This is a genomic window from Sphaerimonospora cavernae (assembly GCF_042435035.1).
In the GTDB taxonomy this organism is placed as follows: Bacteria; Actinomycetota; Actinomycetes; order Streptosporangiales; family Streptosporangiaceae; genus Sphaerimonospora; species Sphaerimonospora cavernae.
Genome location: NZ_JBHMQT010000003.1, coordinates 526,060 through 544,874 on the forward strand (window position 1 = coordinate 526,060; position 18,815 = coordinate 544,874).

The following is an 18,815-nucleotide window of genomic DNA, read 5'->3' on the forward strand; positions in this document are numbered from 1 at the left end:
TTTGAAGTCGCCCTGCTTCGGGGCCCCTCTTCTCCTGACCGGGCTCATGCCTCGGCTCCGGCTGAATGCTGCTCGACCTCCACAGCGACACCTCTGAGGCCGATCCGCGGGATACCGCCATACCGGCCTCTGAGGTATCCCCGTTCCATGCTTTCGTCCAGGCGCACTCCGACATCCGTCAGCGGATACAACTCGGACTCGCCTGTGCGTCTCTTCTCGGTGATCCAGATCTGATCCCGGTCGAGGGGACGTTCAAGATGAGCCTTGCTGAGCAAGGTCACATCGTGCCCGGTGAACACCAGTTGTGCGCCCTGCGGGTTGGCGACGGCGTCCTCGAACAGCCGGACGATCTCGGCGACGAGCAGCGGATGCAAGCTGGAATCCAGCTCGTCGACCAGCAGAACGGCACCGTCGTCGAGCGCCTTGAGCAGCGGGCCGAGAAAAGCCAGCCAGGTGAGCGTCCCGAAGGACTCCTGATGACGGAGATCCAAAGGCAGCGGGCCGTCCTTGCCCAGGTGGACGAGAGAGATCTCCGGCAACTCGTCGCCCCGATCCTCCGCCTCGACCCCTGTCACGCCGAGATCCGCCACCGCCAGCAAGCCTTCGACACGCCTGCGGAAATCGGGTTTCAGCAGCTCACGCCTGATGTAGGCGTCACGTTGGCGCTGATCGTCATCCGGCCCGAGCAGCCAGAGATTGTCGTTGAACCAGTTGAACAGCGGCTCCAGTTGCCTGACACGCAGCGAGCCGGCGGCTGTGAGGAACAGCGCGTTCGGCCTGGTGTATTCGATCAACGGCCTTTTCGGCCCCTTGAGCCGGTCACTGGGGAACCGGTACTCATCAGCTCGCTCCGCATCCCGGTCGAACCAGACCTGTCGACGTCGGCTACCTCGGGGATAGACATGCAGCCATTCCGTCTCCACCCGGACATCGGACACTTCAAACCCGTAGACGTAGCGGTTGCTCTCGATGACGACGTCGACCTCGAACAGGGAGGCTTCCTGCGCCGCCTCACGATCCAGCGCAAACGGCTGCCTCGGCACTCCCTTGGCACGCGCCCAGTCGGCGACGGAGTCGAGCACCGCGTGACGCATCCAGCGCATGGCTGCGAGGACGTTGGTCTTCCCCGAGGCGTTCGCGCCGAAGATGGCCGCAACGGGAGAGACCCGCAGTCCGTTGATTGTCCGTGCGGTTCGGTCTCCGCCCTCCGGAGCAAGCAGGGACAGCTCAAGCTCTCCCCGGAACGAGAGGACGTTCGCGGCTCGGAAACCCACCAACATGCGATCCTCCCGGACAGGTGAGGTGTCTGACCGAATCTTATGGCGTCCTGCGAGGAAAACCCACTGAATCAGGCTTCAAATCCCATCGTCCTCCTGATCGCATATGGCAGTGCTGGGGCCGTACGGGGAAGACGACAGCAGTGAACGCAGAAGGGGCGGCACCCGGGGGTCGCTCGGGTGCCGCCCCTACTGCAAGATCACGAAAGCCTTTTGGGCAGGTCAACGGCCGTACGTGCGAGTTTCTGCAAGATCACGAACCGGATCGGGGCAGGTCATGCCGCCTTTCTGCGAGCAACTGCAAGATCACGGCCGGGTTGGTTGGGGGGAGGTCAGCGGGTGGCGCGGTTGACGGCGGAGATGATGGCCTTGAGCGAGGCGGTGGTGGTGTTGGCGTCGATGCCGACGCCCCACAGGACCTGGGCGCCGTCCGGACCGGCCACCTCGCACTCAACGTAGGAGGCCGCCTTGGCGTCGGTGCCCGCGCTCATCGCGTGCCCGGTGTAGTCCAGCACCCGGACCGTGACGCCCAGCACCGCGAGCGCGTCACAGAAGGCGGAGATGGGGCCGTTTCCGACGCCCTCGACCTCCCTGACCTCGCCGTCGAACCGTACATCGGCGTTGATGACGTCCTTGTCGTCCACGGTCGAGGTGTGCCGGTGGGCCAGCAGCCCGACCCGGCCCCACGGCTTGGCGGGGTTGGGCAGGTACTCGTCGGTGAACAGCTCCCACATCTCGGCCGGGGTGACCTCGCCGCCCTCGGTGTCGGTGTGGCCCTGGACGACCCGGGAGAACTCGATCTGCAGGCGGCGCGGCAGGTCGAGGCTGTGGTCGGCCTTCATGATGTAGGCGGCGCCGCCCTTGCCCGACTGGCTGTTGACCCGGATCACGGCCTCGTAGGTCCGGCCGATGTCCTTGGGGTCGATCGGCAGGTACGGCACGGCCCACGCGAACTCGTCCACCGGCACGCCGGCGGCCGCGGCGTCGCGCTCCAGGTGCTCGAGGCCCTTCTTGATCGCGTCCTGGTGCGAACCGGAGAAGGCCGTGTAGACCAGTTCGCCGCCCCACGGGTGGCGGGGGTGGACCGGCAGCTGGTTGCAGTACTCCACGACCCGGCGGATCTCATCCATGTGCGAGAAGTCGATCTCCGGGTCGATGCCCTGGGAGAACAGGTTCATGCCCAGGGTGACCAGGCAGACGTTGCCGGTGCGCTCGCCGTTGCCGAACAGGCAGCCCTCGATGCGGTCGGCGCCGGCCAGGTAGCCCAGCTCGGCGGCGGCCACCGCCGTGCCGCGGTCGTTGTGCGGGTGCAGTGACAGCACGATCGAGTCCCGGTACGCGAGGTTGCGGCTCATCCACTCGATCTGGTCGGCGTACACGTTCGGGGTGGCCATCTCGACGGTCGCCGGCAGGTTGACGATGACCTTGCGGTCGGGGGTCGGCTGCCAGACGTCGTTGACGGCGTTGCACACCTCCACGGCGTACTCGAGCTCGGTGCCGGTGAACGACTCGGGCGAGTACTGGAAGAAGATCTCGGTGCCGTCCATCTGGGCCGCCAGCTTCTTGCACAGCTTGGCGCCCTCGACGGCGATGGCGGTGATGCCTTCCTTGTCCAGGCCGAACACGACCCGGCGCTGCAGCGTGGAGGTCGAGTTGTACAGGTGGACGATGGCCTGCCTGGCGCCGCGCAGCGACTCGAAGGTCCGCTCGATCAGCTCCGGCCTGGCCTGGGTCAGCACCTGGATGGCCACGCCCTCGGGGATGCGGTCCTCTTCGATGATCTGACGTACGAAGTCGTAGTCGGTCTGCGAGGCGGCCGGGAAGCCGACCTCGATCTCCTTGTAGCCCATCTGGACCAGCAGCTCGAACATCTTGAGCTTGCGGTGGGAGTCCATCGGGTCGATCAGGGCCTGGTTGCCGTCGCGCAGGTCGACCGCGCACCAGCGCGGCGCCTTGGTGATCACCTGGTTCGGCCAGGTGCGGTCCGTCAGCCGTACCGGCTCGAACGGCGTATATCGGTGGAACGGCATCGGGCTGGGTTGCTGCTGCGAATTCGCGTTCATCATGCTCCTCGTCGGGCAGACCGGCGACACGAGGGATCGGGAGACCGAGGACTCGAGAGAAAGGTCGCCGGTGGAAGAAGACCAGCGGCCGACGCGCATGACTCGCCTCCGCGGCGAGGGAGCCGGCCTGTTACAGGCCCTCGCCGCGGCGGATAAGAAGGAGCCCGCGCAGCATGGCATGAAGGGTAGCAGAAGCCCGGCAATCGACAGCCCGGGAGGAGGGGGCGTATGAGGGACCACCAGATTCTCTGGGAGATCAGCCGGCTCATCGGCGAAGAGCACCGGCTGCGCGAACGGCTGACGGCCGGGGAGATCAGCCCGGAGGAAGGAGCCGAGGAAATGCGATGCATCGAGCAGGCGCTCGACCGCTGCTGGGACCTGGTGCGGCAGCGGCGGGCCCGCCGCGACGCGGGCGAGGACCCCGATCACGCCTCCCCGCGCCCGGTGAGCGAGATCGAGGACTACGGACAGTAGCGAGCTGCAGCCCTCAATCGGCACAACAGGCCCTAAAATCACTTCTGTGACACCCCCGCGAAACGATGTTGTAACAATTGTGAAACATGAGGTGCTTACCGTCCCGCCATGCGGCTGACTCCACACGAACGGGAACGCCTGCTCATCCACGTCGCCGCGGACGTTGCCCGCGCCCGGCGGGAGCGCGGCCTTCGCCTCAACCATCCCGAGGCCATCGCGGTGATCGCGTCGTTCGTGATCGAGGGTGCGCGTGACGGCCGGAGCGTCGGTGAACTGATGGACGCGGGCCGCGCCGTGCTGAGCCGTACGGACGTCATGGACGGCGTGCCCGAGATGCTGGACTCCGTCCAGGTCGAGGCCACCTTTCCCGACGGCACCAAGCTCGTCACCATCCACGACCCGATCTCCTGAGAGAGCCGATCGATGACCGAGCGCGACACGAACGCGGCCGGCCCGGCCGGCCCAGACGGCCCAGCCGGCCCAGACGGCTCGGGTGGCCCGGGTGGCGAGGTCCCCGCCGTTCCCGGGGAGATCGTGTACGGCGAGGCGCCCGTACCGCTGAACCCGGGCAGGGAGCACCTGACACTGCGGGTGGTCAACACCGGTGATCGTCCGGTGCAGGTGGGCTCGCACTATCATTTCGCGGCCGCCAACCCGGCTCTGGAGTTCGACCGCGCCGCCGCCTGGGGGACGCACCTCGACATCCCGGCCGGCACCTCGATCAGGTTCGAACCGGGTGTCGAACGCGACGTGCCGCTGGTGCCGATCGTCGGACGGCGCGTCGTACCCGGACTGCGGCCCGAGTGGGCCGGCCCGCTGGACCCGTCCCCGCTGGGCACGCCTCCGGCATTGGGCCCGGGCCCGGCGGTGGGCGAGCGCCCGGCGCGCCGCGGCATCGACCGGCCCCTTTACATCGCCGTGTACGGTCCGACCACCGGTGACCGGATCCGGCTCGCCGACACGGATCTGTTCGTCGAGGTGACCGACGACCTGTCCAGAGGGCCGGCGGGATCGGGCGACGAGGCGGTGTTCGGCGGCGGCAAAGTGATCCGTGAGTCGATGGGCCAGTCCCGCGCGACCCGGGCCGACGGCGCCCCCGACCTCGTCATCACCGGCGCGGTGATCCTCGACCACTGGGGCGTCGTCAAGGCCGACATCGGCGTACGCGACGGCCGGATCAGCGCGATCGGCAAGGCGGGCAATCCGGACACCATGGACGGGATCCACCCCGAGCTGGTGATCGGCCCGGCCACGGAGATCGTCGCGGGCAACGGGAGGATCCTCACGGCGGGCGCGGTCGACTGTCACGTCCACCTGATCTGCCCCCAGCTTCTCGACGTGGCGCTGGCCGCCGGGGTGACCACGATCATCGGCGGTGGGATCGGACCGGCCGAGAGCACGAAGGCCACCACGGTCACCGGCACCGGATATCTCCCCCGCATGCTGGAGGCGCTCGACCCCTATCCCGTCAACGTGGCGCTGCTCGGCAAGGGCAACACGGTGAGTGAGGAGGGCCTGCTGGAGCAGCTCAGGGCCGGAGCCTCCGGCTTCAAGCTCCACGAGGACTGGGGCTGCACCCCCGCCGCGATCGACGCCTGCCTCAAGGTGTGCGACGCGACCGGGGTGCAGGCGGCGATCCACACCGACACGCTGAACGAGGCGGGATTCGTGGAGTCGACGCTTCAGGCCATCGGCGGCCGGGTGATCCACACGTACCACACCGAGGGCGCGGGAGGCGGGCACGCCCCCGACATCATCAAGATCGCCTCGCGTCCGAACGTGCTGCCGTCGTCCACCAACCCGACCCGCCCGCATACGGTCAACACCCACCATGAGGCCCTCGACATGCTCATGGTCTGCCATCACCTCAACCCGGCGATCCCGGAGGATCTGGCCTTCGCCGAGTCCCGGATCCGGCCGGCGACGATGGCGGCCGAGGACGTCCTGCACGACATCGGGGCGATCTCGATGATCGGCTCCGACTCGCAGGCAATGGGACGGATCGGCGAGACGATCATTCGCACGTGGCAGACCGCCCATGTGATGAAACGCCGCCGCGGGGCGCTCCCCGGCGAAACCGGCGGCGCCTTCCCCGCCGACAACCTGCGCGCCCGCCGCTATGTCGCGAAATATACGATCAATCCGGCTATCGCGCACGGTCTCGACGCCGAGATCGGTTCGGTCGAGGCTGGCAAGCTGGCCGACCTGGTGCTGTGGCACCCGGCGTTCTTCGGGGTGAAGCCCGAGCTCGTGATCAAGGGCGGGATGATCGCCTACGCGGAGATGGGCGACGCCAACGCCTCCATCCCCACCCCTCAGCCGGTGCTGTCCCGGCCGATGTTCGGCGCCTCCCCGGTCACGGCCGCGGCCACGTCGCTGCACTTCGTCGCGCCCGCTGCCATCGAGGACGGTCTGGCCGAGCGGCTCGCCGTCCGCCGGCGCCTGGTCCCCGTGACCGGGGTGCGCGACCGCCGCAAGGACTCGATGCCGCTCAACGACGCGCTGCCCGCCATCGAGGTGGACCCGGACACGTTCACCGTACGGATCGATGGAGAGGTGATCGAACCCGCGCCCGCCGGAGAGTTGCCGATGGCACAGCGCTATTTCCTCTTCTGAGCGGGAAAGGCGAGGCCGGAAGCGGAGGAAGGGGCGACATGCGGCCAAGATCAGCCGGCGAGGCGGCGCTGCTCCTGCTGGCCGATTCCCGGCTCCCCGCCGGCGGTCACGCCCACTCGGGCGGCGTGGAGGAGGCGATCCGGCTGGGCACGATCACCGACAGGGACGACCTGGCCGGATTTCTCCGTGGCCGGCTCGCGACCGCCGGTCTCGTCGCCGCGGCCCTGGCCGCCGCCGCCTGCGAGCTGGGCACCGCCCTCGCGGACGCGGAGTACATGGAAGAGGACGTCGAAGAGGACGTCGAAGAGGACATCGAAGAGGACATGGAAGACGAAGGGGCCGATGACGTCTGCCGGCTGTGGCAGCGGCTCGACACCGAGGCGGACGCCCGTACGGCCTCACCCGCGCTGCGGGAGAACGCCCGGACCCAGGGCCGGCTCCTCATCCGTACGGCCCGCCGGATATGGCCCTCGGCCGTGCTCGACACGCTCGCGCGAGCCGTACCCGACGGGGCGCATCATCCCGTCGTGCTCGGCGCCACCGCGGCCGTGGCCGGTTGCGAGCCTCGGCAGGCCGCGCTGGCGGCCGCCCACGGCTCGGTGGCCGCACCGGCGACGGCGGCCGTCCGGCTCCTCGGCCTGGATCCGGTCGCCGTACACGGCCTGCTCGCGGCGCTGGCCCCCGAGCTCGACGGTACGGCTCACGCCGCCTGCGCGTCGCTCGGCGGGGCCCGTTCCGCCGGGTGGCCGGGTCTTCCTGCGCACGCCGCCCCGGCCCTCGACCTGCTCGCCGAGGGCCACCGGCGCGATCCGCTGCGACTTTTCGTCTCCTGAAGCTCCAGAAAGGCATGTCGGCATGAGTGTCAACCACGAGGATCCGCACGACGATCACGCGCTGCCGCACGGGCGCGCGCTGCGGCTCGGCATCGGCGGCCCGGTCGGCGGCGGCAAGACCGCCCTCGTCGCGGCCCTGTGCCACAGCCTCGGCCTGGCCCATCGCCTGGGCGTGGTGACCAACGACATCTACACGACCGAGGACGCGGACTTCCTGCGTCGCGCGGGCGTCCTCGACCCGGAACGGATCGTCGCGGTCCAGACCGGTTGCTGCCCGCACACCGCGATCCGCGACGACATCGCGGCCAACCTCGACGCGGTGGAGACGCTCGAAAAGCGCTTCGGACCCCTCGATCTTGTGATCATCGAAAGCGGCGGCGACAACCTGACCGCCACCTTCAGCCGTGGACTGGCGGATCGGCAGATCTTCGTCCTCGACGTGGCGGGGGGCGACAAGGTGCCCCGCAAGGGCGGTCCCGGGGTCACCACCGCCGACCTCCTGGTGATCAACAAGACCGACCTGGCCTCGCTGGTCGGCGCCGACCTGACCGTGATGTCACGCGACGCGCGGGCCGTACGACACGGCAGGCCGGTCCAGTTCACCTCGATCAGGCGGGACACGGGCGCCCGTGAGGTCGCCGAATGGGTCATCGGCCTCCTGGAGGACCGGCCGCGTGAGCGACACGTGGCAGACCGGACCCGGACCGCGTCGGAAACGGCCTGACCACCATGACCACCGTGAGCGGCATGACGGGGACGGCCCCTCCGACCGCTGGGGCCGCGATGAGCGCGACCGGCGCCGGCGCGATCACCGCCCGCGCGGTGATCAGGACGGCGGCCGGTCCCGGCGGCACGACCCGGCTGGAAACCCTGCTGTCCGATCCGCCGCTCACGCTGCGGCGGACCGGACCCGCCCGGGTCCACCTGGTGGGATCGGGGGCGGGCCCCCTGGGCGGCGATCACCTCACGCTCGACGTCGACATCGCTCCCGGCACCGCGCTGGAGATCCGGTCGGTCGCCGCCATGCTGGTCCTGCCCGGTCCGGCCGACTCGATGATGACCGTCAGCGCACGGGTGGGCGCGGGCGCCTCGCTGCGCTTCTCCCCCGAGCCGACCGTGCTCGCCGCCGGATGCGCCCACCGCCTCGCCGTACGGCTCTCGCTCGCGGCCGACGCCGAGGTGTTCTGGCGGGAGGAGATCATCTTCGGACGGCACGGGGAGCGGCCCGGGCGCGGCCACAGCCGGTTCGACGTCACGGTCGCCGACCGGCCGCTGCTCCGCCAGGACCTGGTCGTCGGCAGGCCCTCGGTCGAGGGCAGCCCCGCCGTCTACGGCCACGCCCGCTGCGTGGGATCCAGCCTGGTCGCAAGTCCCCGCTGCTCGGCCCGGGCCGTACCGGCGATCGGGAACGACCCGCCGGCGGCTACCGTGCAGGCGAGCGGGGACGGCTGGGCGGCGCTGCCCCTGGCCGGACCCGGTGTGCTCGTCTCGGCGCTCGCCCCCGACGCGGTCGAGCTCAGGGCCCGCCTGACCCGTGGCGAGGAGGCCGCCGAACGGATAGCGGCCGGAAGGATCGTAGCCTGGTGACCGTGGCCGAACTCACTCCCCCGCCGGACGGAACCCCGCGTCCCCACACCGGCGGTCTGCCGGCCGCCGGTGTGACCGTGACCGGTCTGGCGATGGCCGTCACCGCGCTGCTGCCCTGGGCGGGGGTGACCGCGAAGACCGCCCTCCTCGACGCGGAGCTCACCCACTCGGTCCGCGGGGTCGACTACGGGGCGGGATGGTTCGTCATGGGGGCGGGGATCGCCGCGATGCTGCTCGGGCTACTCGGCCTGCGGCGCGACCGGCTGTACGCGGGGTTCGCGATCCTGCCCGGCGCGGTGGCGGCCTTCGCGCTCGCGATGTTCCTCACCGACCCCCGGGAGCTGGCCGACCGGCTCGACTTCCGCATCCCCGGGCTGCTCGACGTGCACCCGGCGATCCAGTACGGCTGGTTCGCCGCCCTGCTGACCTCCATCGTCGTGGCCGCCCTCGCCGCCACCGCCTTCCTCCGTCAGTCGTAGAAGCCGAGGCGGCGCAGTTGCTTGGGGTCGCGCTGCCACTCCTTGGCGACCTTGACGCGGAGGTCGAGGTAGACGCGGGTACCCAGCAGCGCCTCGATCTGCTGACGGGCACGAGTGCCGACATCCTTCAGCCTGGCTCCCCCGGGACCGATGACGATGGCCTTCTGTGACGGCCGCTCGACGTACATGAACGCGTAGACGTCGAGGAGGTCGTCGCGGCCCTCGCGCGGGGTCATCTCCTCCACCACTACCGCGATCGAGTGCGGCAACTCGTCGCGTACGCCCTCCAGCGCGGCCTCCCTGATCAGCTCGGCGACCAGGACCTGCTCGGGCTCGTCGGTCAGCTCCCCTCCGGCGTACAGCGGCGGAGACTCGGGCAGCCGCGCGATGAGCTGGTCGGCGAGCACGCCGAGCCGTTCGCCGTTGGCCGCCGAGACCGGAATGATCTCCTCGAACTCGGCCAGTGCCGACACCGCCAGGAGCTGGCCGGCGATCTGCTCGGGGGTGGCGAGGTCGCACTTGGTGACGACCGCGATGACCGGGGTCTTCTTCACCGCGGCCAGCTTGTCGACGATGAACCGGTCGCCCTTGCCGACGGGCTCGTTGGCCGGCACGCAGAAGCCGATCACGTCGACCTCGGTGAGCGTGGACAGCACGAGGCTGTCCAGCCGCTCGCCGAGCAGCGTACGCGGACGGTGGAAACCCGGCGTGTCCACGATCACGAGTTGCGCGTCGGGCCGGTGCACGATGCCGCGGATCGCCCGGCGCGTCGTCTGCGGCTTCGACGAGGTGATCGCCACCTTGGTGCCGACCAGGGCGTTCATGAGCGTGGACTTGCCGACGTTCGGCCTGCCCACGAAGCAGGCGAACCCCGCGTGGAAGTCCGCGCCGGCGCCGAAGCCGGCGTGGAGGTCCGTGTTCATGTCAGATGTACCGGCCCTTCAGGGAACCGTCCGGAGCGGCGAGGAACAGCGTGCCGTTGCCCAGGTCCTTGACTACGGCGAGGTCGGCCGCGGCCGGGTCGTCGGCGTCGGTCACCAGCGCGGCCGCCTCCAGGGATTTCGCACCGCTGGACACCGCCATGGCGGCCGCGACCTGGATCGCCGACAGCGTGAGCGACGGCAGTGCGACCCCGGCCGCGGCGTAGGTCCGTCCCGTCTCGTCCCGAACGGCGGCCCCCTCGGGTGAACCGTTGCGGGCACGGACCGACCTCGCCAGCGTAATGATCTTGTTGTCCTCGGGGTCCAGCGTCTCTGTCACGAGTCAAGCGTACCGATCCCCGGGACCGGGCCGCCTGAGCGCATGGAGCCGCGAGAACGCCGGACCGCACAGGTAAGGGGCTCTCGTCTGGTGCGGACGAGAGCCCCTTACTTGTACAGATCCCCCCACGAGGGTCCGGATCGTCGTGAACCCCTCCCGGCGTTCCGGCTCCCTCACCAGATGCCCCGTTCCCTCCCGGGCCACCTGATGTCACTATGCCCCGCGTCGCTTGCAAATCGCTTAAAAGCCGCTTGCAGTGCGCCGCTTACGCTGCCCGCCTCTCGCACTGTGCCGTGGCTGTCAGTCGCGTTCGGCGGTGGCGGCGACGATCTCGTCGCCGCTGTCGGGTGGCGGCACGCGGCGTACGACGACAGTGCTGATCCGGTTGCGGCGGCCCGCCAGGTTCTCCGCGGTGAGCCGCAGCCCGCCGACCACGGCCTGGGAACCGGCGATCGGCACCCGGCCCAGCGCATGGGCGAGCAGCCCGCCGACGGTGTCGACGTCCTCGGCCTCGATCTCGGTGCCGAACAGCTCGGCCAACTCGTCGACCGGCAGGCGGGCGGTGACCCGCACCGCGCCGTCGTCGAGCCACTCGACCGGAGGGATCTCCTGGTCGTACTCGTCGGTGATCTCCCCGACGATCTCCTCGATCACGTCCTCGATGGTGACGAGCCCGGCGGTGCCTCCGTACTCGTCGATGACGATGGCGAGGTGGGTCTGCCGGGCCTGCATCTCGCGCAGCAGCTCGTCGATCGGCTTGCTCTCCGGGACGTAGGTCGCCGGGCGCATCAGCCCGTCCACCCGTGCGCCGGAGTCGCCGGTGTCCTGCATGCGGCGCACGATGTCCTTGAGGTAGGCGATGCCGATCACGTCGTCCTCGTTCTCGCCAACCACCGGGATGCGGGAGAAGCCGCTGCGCAGTGCCAGTGAGAGCGCCTGGCTCAACGTCTTGCCCCGCTCGATGAAGACCATGTCCGTACGCGGGACCATGACCTCGCGGACCAGGGTGTCGCCCAGCTCGAACACCGAGTGGATCATCTCCCGCTCGTCGGGTTCGATCACGCGGCGCTCCTCGGCCAGGTCGACCAGGTCCCGCAGCTCGGCCTCGGAGGTGAACGGGCCTTCACGGAATCCCCGGCCCGGCGTGAGCGCGTTGCCCAGCAGGATCAGCAGTTTGGGCAGCGGGCCGAAGATCCTGGTCAGGCCGTACACGACGGGCGCGCTCGCCAGCGCGACCGGTTCGGCGTGCTGCCGGCCGAGCGTGCGCGGCGACACGCCGACGATCACATAACTCACAATGATCATGACGACGGCGGCCGCCGCGTAGGCCTGCCCCCGGTCGCCGAGCCAGTCGATGAACAGCAGAGTGGCGATCACGGTGGCGACCAGCTCACAGCTCAGCCGGAGCAGCAGCACCAGGTTCAGGTAGCGTGGCGGATCCGCGAGGATCGCGCGCAGCCGCCGCGCCCCGCGCCGCCCCTCCTTGAGGAACTCCTCGGCCCGCACCCGGGAGATGCGGGTCAGCGCGGTCTCGGCACTCGCCAGCAGGCCGCCGATCACGATCAGGATGACGGCAGACAGCAGCCAGCCGTTGTTCACGGCTTCCGCCGCACCTCCCGCCACGATCCGAGCAGCTCATCCTGCAGGCCGAACATCTCGGCGTGCTCCTCGGGCTCCGCGTGGTCGTAGCCGAGCAGGTGGAGGATGCCATGCGTGCACAGCAGCTCAAGCTCCTCCTGCGCGGTGTGCCCGGCCTCCGCCGCCTGTCGGGCGGCGACCTGCGGGCAGAGCACGACGTCGCCGAGCAGCGCCGGGTCCGGAGAGGAGTCCTCGTCCCGGCCGGAGTCCGGCCGCAGCTCGTCCATCGGGAAGGCGAGCACGTCGGTCGGGCCCGGCTCGCCCATCCACCGCTCGTGCAGCTCGGCCATCGCCGCCTCGTCGACCACCAGGATCGACAGCTCGGCGAGCGGATTGACGCCCATCCGGTTGAGCGCGTGACCGGCCAGCTTCACGAGCGCGGACTCGTCGACCTCCACGCCCGACTCGTTGGCCACCTCGATGCTCAAACCGATCTCCTCGTCCGGCATGTTCGTGTCCTCGGCCCCCGCGCTCACCGTGCCCTCGCTCACTGTTTCTCCGCCCACCGTCTGTCTCGTGTCACCGTCTGCCTCGTGTCACCGTCTGCCTCGGGGCCGCTTGGATATGGCCTGCGGCTCGGCGGCCAGGGCGGCGTCGTAGCGGCCGTAGGCGTCGACGATGTCGCTGACCAGCCGGTGCCGGACCACGTCGGCGCTGGTGAGCCTGCTGAAGTGGATGTCCTCGATGCCCTCGAGGATGTTCTGGACGACCTTCAGTCCGCTCTCCTGGCCGCCCGGGAGGTCGATCTGGGTCACGTCACCGGTGACGACGATCTTCGAGTTGAAGCCCAGCCGGGTCAGGAACATCTTCATCTGCTCGGGCGAGGTGTTCTGCGCCTCGTCGAGGATGATGAACGCGTCGTTGAGCGTGCGCCCGCGCATGTACGCCAGCGGCGCGACCTCGATCGTGCCGGCGGACATCAACCGCGGGATCGACTCGGGATCGATCATGTCGTGCAGCGCGTCGTAAAGCGGCCGCAGGTACGGATCGATCTTCTCGTAGAGGGTGCCGGGCAGGAAACCCAGTCGCTCGCCGGCCTCGACTGCGGGCCGGGTCAGAATGATCCGGTTGACCCGCTTGTTCTGCAGTGCCTTCACGGCCTTGGCCATCGCGAGGTACGTCTTGCCGGTCCCGGCGGGGCCGATGCCGAAGACGATCGTGTGCTTGTCGATCGCGTCGACGTACCGCTTCTGGTTGACGGTCTTGGGGCGGATCGTCCGGCCGCGCGCGGAGAGGATGTCCAGGGACAGCACCTCGGCGGGGCGATCGGTCGCCATCCGCACCATGGCGATGCTGCGTTCCACGGCGTCGGCGGTCAGTTCGGCGCCCGAGCCGACCAGTTCGACAAGCTCCTCGAACAGGCGGACGACGACACCGCTCTCCTCGGGATTGCCCGTGATCGTGATCTCGTTGCCACGCACGTGAATGTCCGCTTTGAAGGACTTCTCGATGACCCGTAGCAGCTCGTCACGCGAACCGAGGAGGCTGACCATCGACTGCCCCTCGGGAATGACCACCTTGGCCTGGGTCTTGTTGACCTGCTGTGACGCCTGGGTCTCTTGTGACGTCTGCGTTTGCGATGACGTCCGGGTTTGCTGTGACTCGGTCATGGGCGGCCCTACGGCCTGCTCGCCTCCCTGGTCGTGTCCCGTAGATCTTCTTGCCTACCGCGGTCGCTACGGCAAAGATCCTCAGGACACTCCTTAGTTCCTTTTCATGCTAGCGCCCCCAGCCGTGGCGCCGGCGGCTCAGCCAGGCGGCCAGGTGAGGTCGCGGCCGCCCAGCACGTGCGCGTGGACGTGGAAGACCGTCTGACCGGCGCCGTGCCCGGTGTTGAACACCACCCGGTACCCCGCGTCCGCCACACCCTCCTGTACCGCCACCGCATGACATGCCTTGAGCAGGTCATCGGCGAGGCCGTCGTCGGCCGCGGCCAGTGCGGCCGCGTTCTCGTAATGGGACTTCGGCACGACGAGGACGTGGGTGGGCGCCTGCGGGTTGATGTCACGGAACGCCAGTGCGCGGCCGACCTCCATGACGATGTCAGCGGGCACCTGCTTGGCCACGATCTTGCAGAACAGGCAGTCGGTCACAAGGCAACATTAGCCGTTGTCGATCCGTGATGACGCTGATGATCCGGCCGGATAATCTGAGGTGTGCGAGACTGTACAAGAGAAAATCCCTAGCGTCGGCCGAGGACATCGCTGGGCCATGCCCCCTAAAGAGTCGGAAGAACGTAAACCCCCCGGGAACGACGAGCGTCATATCGACGTGACCACCGAGACCCTCGTGGTCGACAGGTCGCTGAGAGCGGCGCCCGTCGGCTGGGACGCAGACATGGCCGTTACGGCGCTCTACAGCGCCCACTATCGGTCGCTGGTACGCCTCGCGGTGCTGCTGGTGCGCGATGTGGCCAGCGCCGAAGAGGTCGTCCAGGACGCGTTCGTCGCCATTCACGGGGCGTGGCGCCGGCTGAGAGACACCGACAAGGCACTCGCCTACCTGCGCCAGTCGGTCGTCAACCGCTCTCGTTCGGTGCTGCGTCATCGCGCGGTCGTCGAGAAGTACGCCCCGAAGGGCCTTCCCGACGCACCCAGTGCGGAGAACGGCGCGATCGGCGAACTGGAACGTTCGGCGGTCATCGAGGCGCTTCGCAAACTGCCGGCCCGGCAGCGCGAGGCGCTGGTGCTGCGCTACTACGGTGACCTGTCGGAGGCTGAGATCGCACACGCGATGGGCATCAGCAAGGGCGCGGTGAAAAGTCACACGGCCCGTGGCATGGCCTCACTACGGATGGCACTGGAGCAGTTCTCATGACCTTCCCGCCCGACGACGAGCACGGCGAACTGCTCCGCCGTGCCCTGCGCGCGGAGGCGGACTCGGTCGTACCGTCTCCCGAAGGACTCGAGATCATTCGCGGCCGGATCGCACGGCGCGGCCTGCGCAACCTGTTCTGGTGGCGGATCGGCGCGTCCCTCGCCGGCGCCGCCCTGGTGGCGAGCGCGGCCGTGATGCTCGTTCCCGACCTCCGCACCCAGGTGGTCGAGATCACCGGCCTCTCCCAGACGACGAGCGGGGACGACGGGGAACGTGACACCTCGTCCATCACGCGCCCGCCGGCCTCGCCGCCCCCCGCCGTCATCGTCGTCCCCTCGATCGGCGGCACGCGCGCCCAGCCGCCGAGTCCTACCCCGACGCCCACGCCGACTCCGCACCGGACCGGCCCGAGCGCCAGGCCCTCGCCGTCCAAGCCGGATCCGTGCCCCTCCACCACGCCGGCTCCCGACCCGGACGGGCCGGCGGTGGTCGAACCGGATCACGGGGTCGCGCCCTTGGTCGCGTCATCCTGCCCGCCGGAGCCGACGGCGCAACCGCCCGTGCCGGTGCCGACGGTCACGACCGCGCCCGGGGCGTCGCCCAGCCCGTCGCCACCGCCGCAGCGGCCGACCCCGCGGCCGCACAGCCCGGCTCCCACCCCGGTCCCCGCTCCCACCCCCTCTCCCAGCGACACTCCGACTCCCTAGCCGGTCGTACGGCTGGGCGAGGCCGCCTACCAGCGGCCGCAGCGGGTCAGCAGCACGGCGGCCGCGGCGATCCCGGCCGTCGATGTGCGCAGCACCGTGGGCCCGAGCAGGGCGGGTACGGCTCCAGCCGCGCGGAACGCGGCGATCTCCTCGTCGGCGATGCCGCCCTCGGGGCCGACCACGACGACGATGTCCCGCGGATCGTCCCGCGGATCGTGGCCGTCGCCGAGGTCGGCGGGCATGGCGAGACCACTGAGGGGTTCGGCGGCCTCCTCGTGCAGCACGACCGCCAGCGCGGACGAGGCGATCAGTTCGGCGACCCGGGCAGTGGTGGCCTGGTCGGTCACCACGGGCAGGTGGAACCGGCGGGACTGCTTGGCGGCCTCGCGGGCCGTGCCGCGCCAGCGGCCGAGAGCCTTGGCCGCGCGATCGCCCTTCCACTGGGTCACGCAGCGGGCGGCGGCCCAGGGCACGATCACGTCCACGCCCGCCTCGGTCATCATCTCGACCGCGAGCTCACCCCGGTCGCCCTTGGGCAGGCCCTGGATCACGACCAGACGGGGCCGGGGCGGCTCGACCTCGAACCGGCGCAGCACCTCGGTGGTCAGCCGGTCCCTGCCCACGTCCAGCACCACGCACTCGGCGACCCGGCCCGCGCCGTCGGTCAGGTCGATCCGCTCGCCGGGGCGCATCCTGCGGACGGCGGCCGCGTGCCGTCCCTCTGGGCCGTCGAGGACGATGCGGTCGCCGCCGGTCGCGTCACCGGTCGCACGGCCGGCCGCCTCCGTCAGGAACACGGGAACGCTCATGCGCTCGCGTCGCGTCAGCGGCCGTTGAAGGCGTCGCGTAGCCGGGAGAAGAAGCCCTGCTGGCCGGGGGAGAACTTGCCCGGCGGCCGCTCCTCGCCCCGCAGCTTGGCCAACTCCCGCAGCAGTTCCTCCTGCTGCGCGTCCAGCTTCAGCGGGGTCTCGACGTTGACGTGGATCAGCAGGTCGCCCCTGCCGGTCTCGTTCAGCCGCTGCACGCCCTTGCCGTACAGGGGGATGACCTGGCCCGCCTGGGTGCCGGGCCGTACGTCGATCTCATGCGCGCCGTCCAGCGTGTCGATGCTGAGCGAGGTGCCGAGGGCGGCGGCCGTCATCGGAATGTGCACGGTGCAGTGCAGGTCGTCGCCCCGGCGCTCGAAGATCTGGTGCGGACGCTCGGCGATCTCCAGGAAGAGGTCGCCGGGGGGCCCGCCGCCGGGGCCGACCTCGCCCTCGCCTGCGAGCTGGATGTGGGTGCCGTCCTCGACGCCGGCCGGGATCCTCACCTTGAGCGTCCTGCGGGTGCGCACCCGGCCCTCGCCGGAGCACTCCATGCACGGGTGGCGGATCACGCTGCCGTAGCCCCCGCACTGCGGGCACGGACGGGAGGTCATGACCTGACCGAGGAACGAACGGGTCACCTGGGAGACCTCGCCGCGGCCGTGGCACATGTCACAGGTGTCGGGGTGGGTGCCAGACGCGGCGCCCGAGCCCTGGCAGACGTCGCACAGCACCGCCGTGTCGACCACGATCTCCCGGGTGGTGCCGAACGCCGTCTCCGCCAGGTCGAGCTCGACCCGGATCGTGGCGTTTCGTCCCCGCCGAGCCCGCGAGCGCGGCCCGCGGGAGGCGCCGGCCGAGCCGAAGAACGCGTCCATGATGTCGCTGAACGGGAAACCCGCACCGAAGCCGCCCGCACCGGCGCCGGCGCCCCCACCGAACGGGTCGGCGCCGAGGTCGTACATGCGGCGCTTGTTCGCGTCGGACAGCACCTCGTACGCCTGAGTGATCTCCTTGAACCGTTCCTGGGTCTCGGGATCGGGATTGACGTCCGGATGCAGCTCGCGGGCGAGCCGCCGATACGCCTTCTTGATCTCGTCCGAGCCGGCGTCGCGGCGGACTCCGAGGATCTCGTAATAGTCCTTTGCCACTGCCACTTATGACCCCGCCAGGATCTGGCCGACGTAGCGCGCAACGGCGCGCACCGCACCCATCGTCACCGGATAGTCCATTCGCGTCGGGCCCAGCACTCCGAGCCGGGCCAGTTCCTTGTCGCCCGAACCGTACCCCGCGGCCACGATAGAGGTGCCCCGCAGCCCGCTGTAGGGGTTCTCCGAACCGATCCGGACGGTGAGTTCAGAAATTCCGGCGGTCTCACCGAGGAGCCGCATGAGGACCACCTGCTCCTCCAGCGCCTCCAGCACGTCGCGCAGTCCCACGCTGAAGTCGGCGGCGGCGAGGTTCGCGGCGCCGGCGAACACGATCTTCTCTTCGTGCCTCTCCACGAGCGTTTCGAGGAGCACGGAGAGGATCGTGACGGCCACCTGCCGGTCCTCGGGCGGCAGCCGCTCTGGGAGGTCGGCGACGGTCTCCGGCACCATGGACAGGCCACAGCCGTCCAGGCAGCTGTTGAGCACCGCGCGCAGGTTCCCGATCCGGTCGTCGGCGACCTCCTCGGGGAGATCGATCACCCGCTGCTCGACGCGGCCGGTGTTCGTGATCAGCACGAGCATGACCCGCCGCTCGGCCAGAGGCACGATCTCCACGTGCCTGATCGACGACCTCGTAAGCGAGGGGTACTGGACCACGGCCACCTGCCGGGTGAGCTGCGCGAGCAGGCGCACCGTGCGCATGACGATCTCATCGAGGTCCACCGCTCCGGCGAGGAACGTCTCGATCGCCCTGCGCTCCGCCCCGGACAGCGGTTTGATCGACGAGAGTCGGTCGACGAACAGCCGGTAGCCCTTGTCGGTCGGCACTCTTCCCGCGCTCGTGTGCGGCTGACGGATGTATCCCTGCTCCTCCAGCGCCGCCATGTCGTTACGGATCGTCGCCGGGGAGACCCCGAGGTTGTGCCGGTCCGTGAGGGCCTTGGAGCCCACCGGCTCATTGGTGGACACGTAGTCCTCGACGATGGCACGCAGCACCGCCAGCTTGCGGTCGTCGAGCAATGTGTCACCTCCCTGTGCCTGCGGAACCCTTGTGCCTGAGAAACGCCGCCTCTGGCACTCTGTGTTCCCGAGTGCCAAGTGTACGGC

General features: G+C 69.7%; 20 protein-coding genes and 1 pseudogene. 10 read left to right on the top strand and 11 right to left on the bottom strand.

The window, feature by feature from the left end; translation table 11 throughout:
* Window positions 1-44 precede the first annotated feature (44 nt).
* Window positions 45-1,280: an AAA family ATPase gene (locus ACFHYQ_RS02970; RefSeq protein ID WP_394299473.1), complete on the bottom strand. Its 1,236-nt coding sequence runs from the start codon at window positions 1,278-1,280 to the stop codon at window positions 45-47.
* Between the two features lie 329 nt (window positions 1,281-1,609).
* Complete coding sequence (leuA, locus tag ACFHYQ_RS02975; RefSeq protein ID WP_394299474.1) at window positions 1,610-3,343, bottom strand: 2-isopropylmalate synthase; 1,734 nt, start codon at window positions 3,341-3,343, stop codon at window positions 1,610-1,612.
* A 225-nt stretch (window positions 3,344-3,568) separates the two neighbouring features.
* On the opposite strand from leuA, the gene ACFHYQ_RS02980 reads away from it, so the two are divergent.
* The 8 genes and pseudogenes from ACFHYQ_RS02980 (at window position 3,569) to ACFHYQ_RS03015 (ending at window position 9,329) form a co-directional block, all read left to right on the top strand.
* Entirely contained in the window at window positions 3,569-3,814 is a 246-nt protein-coding gene (locus ACFHYQ_RS02980) for a DUF2630 family protein (protein WP_394299475.1), read from the top strand.
* A gap of 108 nt (window positions 3,815-3,922) precedes the next feature.
* Complete coding sequence (locus ACFHYQ_RS02985) at window positions 3,923-4,225, top strand: urease subunit gamma (protein WP_394299476.1); 303 nt, start codon at window positions 3,923-3,925, stop codon at window positions 4,223-4,225.
* Window positions 4,226-4,237: 12 nt separating this feature from the next.
* A pseudogene (locus ACFHYQ_RS02990) lies at window positions 4,238-4,624 on the top strand (urease subunit beta); the annotation flags it as partial.
* An 84-nt stretch (window positions 4,625-4,708) separates the two neighbouring features.
* Entirely contained in the window at window positions 4,709-6,430 is a 1,722-nt protein-coding gene (locus ACFHYQ_RS02995; protein ID WP_394299651.1) for an urease subunit alpha, read from the top strand.
* Window positions 6,431-6,468: 38 nt separating this feature from the next.
* Window positions 6,469-7,263 carry an urease accessory protein UreF gene (locus tag ACFHYQ_RS03000; RefSeq protein ID WP_394299477.1) on the top strand — a complete coding sequence of 265 codons (795 nt, stop codon included), beginning with the start codon at window positions 6,469-6,471 and terminating at the stop codon, window positions 7,261-7,263.
* A gap of 22 nt (window positions 7,264-7,285) precedes the next feature.
* Window positions 7,286-7,987 carry an urease accessory protein UreG gene (gene ureG, locus ACFHYQ_RS03005; RefSeq protein WP_394299478.1) on the top strand — a complete coding sequence of 234 codons (702 nt, stop codon included), beginning with the start codon at window positions 7,286-7,288 and terminating at the stop codon, window positions 7,985-7,987.
* A 23-nt stretch (window positions 7,988-8,010) separates the two neighbouring features.
* A complete protein-coding gene (locus ACFHYQ_RS03010) occupies window positions 8,011-8,850 on the top strand; it encodes an urease accessory protein UreD (RefSeq protein ID WP_394299652.1) in 840 nt (279 codons plus the stop codon).
* Between the two features lie 2 nt (window positions 8,851-8,852).
* Window positions 8,853-9,329 carry a hypothetical protein gene (locus ACFHYQ_RS03015; protein ID WP_394299479.1) on the top strand — a complete coding sequence of 159 codons (477 nt, stop codon included), beginning with the start codon at window positions 8,853-8,855 and terminating at the stop codon, window positions 9,327-9,329.
* On the opposite strand, the gene era is transcribed toward ACFHYQ_RS03015, so the two are convergent.
* The 6 genes from era to ACFHYQ_RS03045 form a co-directional block, all read right to left on the bottom strand.
* On the bottom strand, window positions 9,320-10,252 hold the full coding sequence (era, locus tag ACFHYQ_RS03020; protein ID WP_394299480.1) for a GTPase Era: 933 nt from the start codon (window positions 10,250-10,252) through the stop codon (window positions 9,320-9,322). The genes ACFHYQ_RS03015 and era overlap by 10 nt on opposite strands.
* Window position 10,253: 1 nt before the next feature.
* The gene (locus tag ACFHYQ_RS03025) at window positions 10,254-10,589 is read right to left on the bottom strand and encodes a cytidine deaminase-like protein (protein WP_394299481.1); all 336 of its coding nucleotides are present in this window, start codon (window positions 10,587-10,589) and stop codon (window positions 10,254-10,256) included.
* 300 nt (window positions 10,590-10,889) lie between these two features.
* A complete protein-coding gene (locus ACFHYQ_RS03030) occupies window positions 10,890-12,212 on the bottom strand; it encodes a hemolysin family protein (protein WP_394299482.1) in 1,323 nt (440 codons plus the stop codon).
* A complete protein-coding gene (gene ybeY, locus ACFHYQ_RS03035) occupies window positions 12,185-12,655 on the bottom strand; it encodes an rRNA maturation RNase YbeY (protein ID WP_394299653.1) in 471 nt (156 codons plus the stop codon). Before ybeY ends, ACFHYQ_RS03030 begins: the two co-directional genes overlap by 28 nt.
* 108 nt (window positions 12,656-12,763) lie before the next feature.
* Entirely contained in the window at window positions 12,764-13,720 is a 957-nt protein-coding gene (locus ACFHYQ_RS03040; RefSeq protein ID WP_394299654.1) for a PhoH family protein, read from the bottom strand.
* A gap of 255 nt (window positions 13,721-13,975) precedes the next feature.
* Entirely contained in the window at window positions 13,976-14,320 is a 345-nt protein-coding gene (locus ACFHYQ_RS03045; RefSeq protein WP_394299483.1) for an HIT domain-containing protein, read from the bottom strand.
* A gap of 244 nt (window positions 14,321-14,564) precedes the next feature.
* On the opposite strand from ACFHYQ_RS03045, the gene ACFHYQ_RS03050 reads away from it, so the two are divergent.
* Complete coding sequence (locus ACFHYQ_RS03050) at window positions 14,565-15,044, top strand: SigE family RNA polymerase sigma factor (protein ID WP_204011875.1); 480 nt, start codon at window positions 14,565-14,567, stop codon at window positions 15,042-15,044.
* Window positions 15,041-15,751 (top strand): hypothetical protein, encoded by a 711-nt coding sequence (locus ACFHYQ_RS03055; protein ID WP_394299484.1) that lies wholly within the window; start codon window positions 15,041-15,043, stop codon window positions 15,749-15,751. The genes ACFHYQ_RS03050 and ACFHYQ_RS03055 overlap by 4 nt, the downstream gene beginning before the upstream one ends.
* A gap of 26 nt (window positions 15,752-15,777) precedes the next feature.
* Here the strand turns inward: ACFHYQ_RS03055 and ACFHYQ_RS03060 are convergent, their stop codons facing one another.
* Genes ACFHYQ_RS03060 through hrcA form a run of 3 tightly spaced genes read right to left on the bottom strand, consistent with a single transcriptional unit; the run spans window position 15,778 to window position 18,728 of the window.
* On the bottom strand, window positions 15,778-16,560 hold the full coding sequence (locus ACFHYQ_RS03060) for a 16S rRNA (uracil(1498)-N(3))-methyltransferase (RefSeq protein WP_394299485.1): 783 nt from the start codon (window positions 16,558-16,560) through the stop codon (window positions 15,778-15,780).
* A gap of 14 nt (window positions 16,561-16,574) precedes the next feature.
* Entirely contained in the window at window positions 16,575-17,708 is a 1,134-nt protein-coding gene (gene dnaJ / locus ACFHYQ_RS03065) for a molecular chaperone DnaJ (protein WP_394299655.1), read from the bottom strand.
* A gap of 6 nt (window positions 17,709-17,714) precedes the next feature.
* Window positions 17,715-18,728 carry a heat-inducible transcriptional repressor HrcA gene (gene hrcA, locus ACFHYQ_RS03070; protein WP_394299486.1) on the bottom strand — a complete coding sequence of 338 codons (1,014 nt, stop codon included), beginning with the start codon at window positions 18,726-18,728 and terminating at the stop codon, window positions 17,715-17,717.
* Between the last annotated feature and the right edge of the window lie 87 nt (window positions 18,729-18,815).

Bases quoted from the DNA above. Each gene is read 5' to 3' on its own strand.
- ACFHYQ_RS02970 (WP_394299473.1), bottom strand. From the start codon at position 1,280: ATGTTGGTGGGTTTCCGAGCCGCGAACGTCCTCTCGTTCCGGGGAGAG.
- leuA (WP_394299474.1), bottom strand. From the start codon at position 3,343: ATGATGAACGCGAATTCGCAGCAGCAACCCAGCCCGATGCCGTTCCAC.
- ACFHYQ_RS02980 (WP_394299475.1), top strand. From the start codon at position 3,569: ATGAGGGACCACCAGATTCTCTGGGAGATCAGCCGGCTCATCGGCGAA.
- ACFHYQ_RS02985 (WP_394299476.1), top strand. From the start codon at position 3,923: ATGCGGCTGACTCCACACGAACGGGAACGCCTGCTCATCCACGTCGCC.
- ACFHYQ_RS03000 (WP_394299477.1), top strand. From the start codon at position 6,469: ATGCGGCCAAGATCAGCCGGCGAGGCGGCGCTGCTCCTGCTGGCCGAT.
- ureG (WP_394299478.1), top strand. From the start codon at position 7,286: ATGAGTGTCAACCACGAGGATCCGCACGACGATCACGCGCTGCCGCAC.
- ACFHYQ_RS03010 (WP_394299652.1), top strand. From the start codon at position 8,011: ATGACGGGGACGGCCCCTCCGACCGCTGGGGCCGCGATGAGCGCGACC.
- era (WP_394299480.1), bottom strand. From the start codon at position 10,252: ATGAACACGGACCTCCACGCCGGCTTCGGCGCCGGCGCGGACTTCCAC.
- ACFHYQ_RS03040 (WP_394299654.1), bottom strand. From the start codon at position 13,720: ATGGTCAGCCTCCTCGGTTCGCGTGACGAGCTGCTACGGGTCATCGAG.
- ACFHYQ_RS03050 (WP_204011875.1), top strand. From the start codon at position 14,565: ATGGCCGTTACGGCGCTCTACAGCGCCCACTATCGGTCGCTGGTACGC.
- ACFHYQ_RS03055 (WP_394299484.1), top strand. From the start codon at position 15,041: ATGACCTTCCCGCCCGACGACGAGCACGGCGAACTGCTCCGCCGTGCC.
- ACFHYQ_RS03060 (WP_394299485.1), bottom strand. From the start codon at position 16,560: ATGAGCGTTCCCGTGTTCCTGACGGAGGCGGCCGGCCGTGCGACCGGT.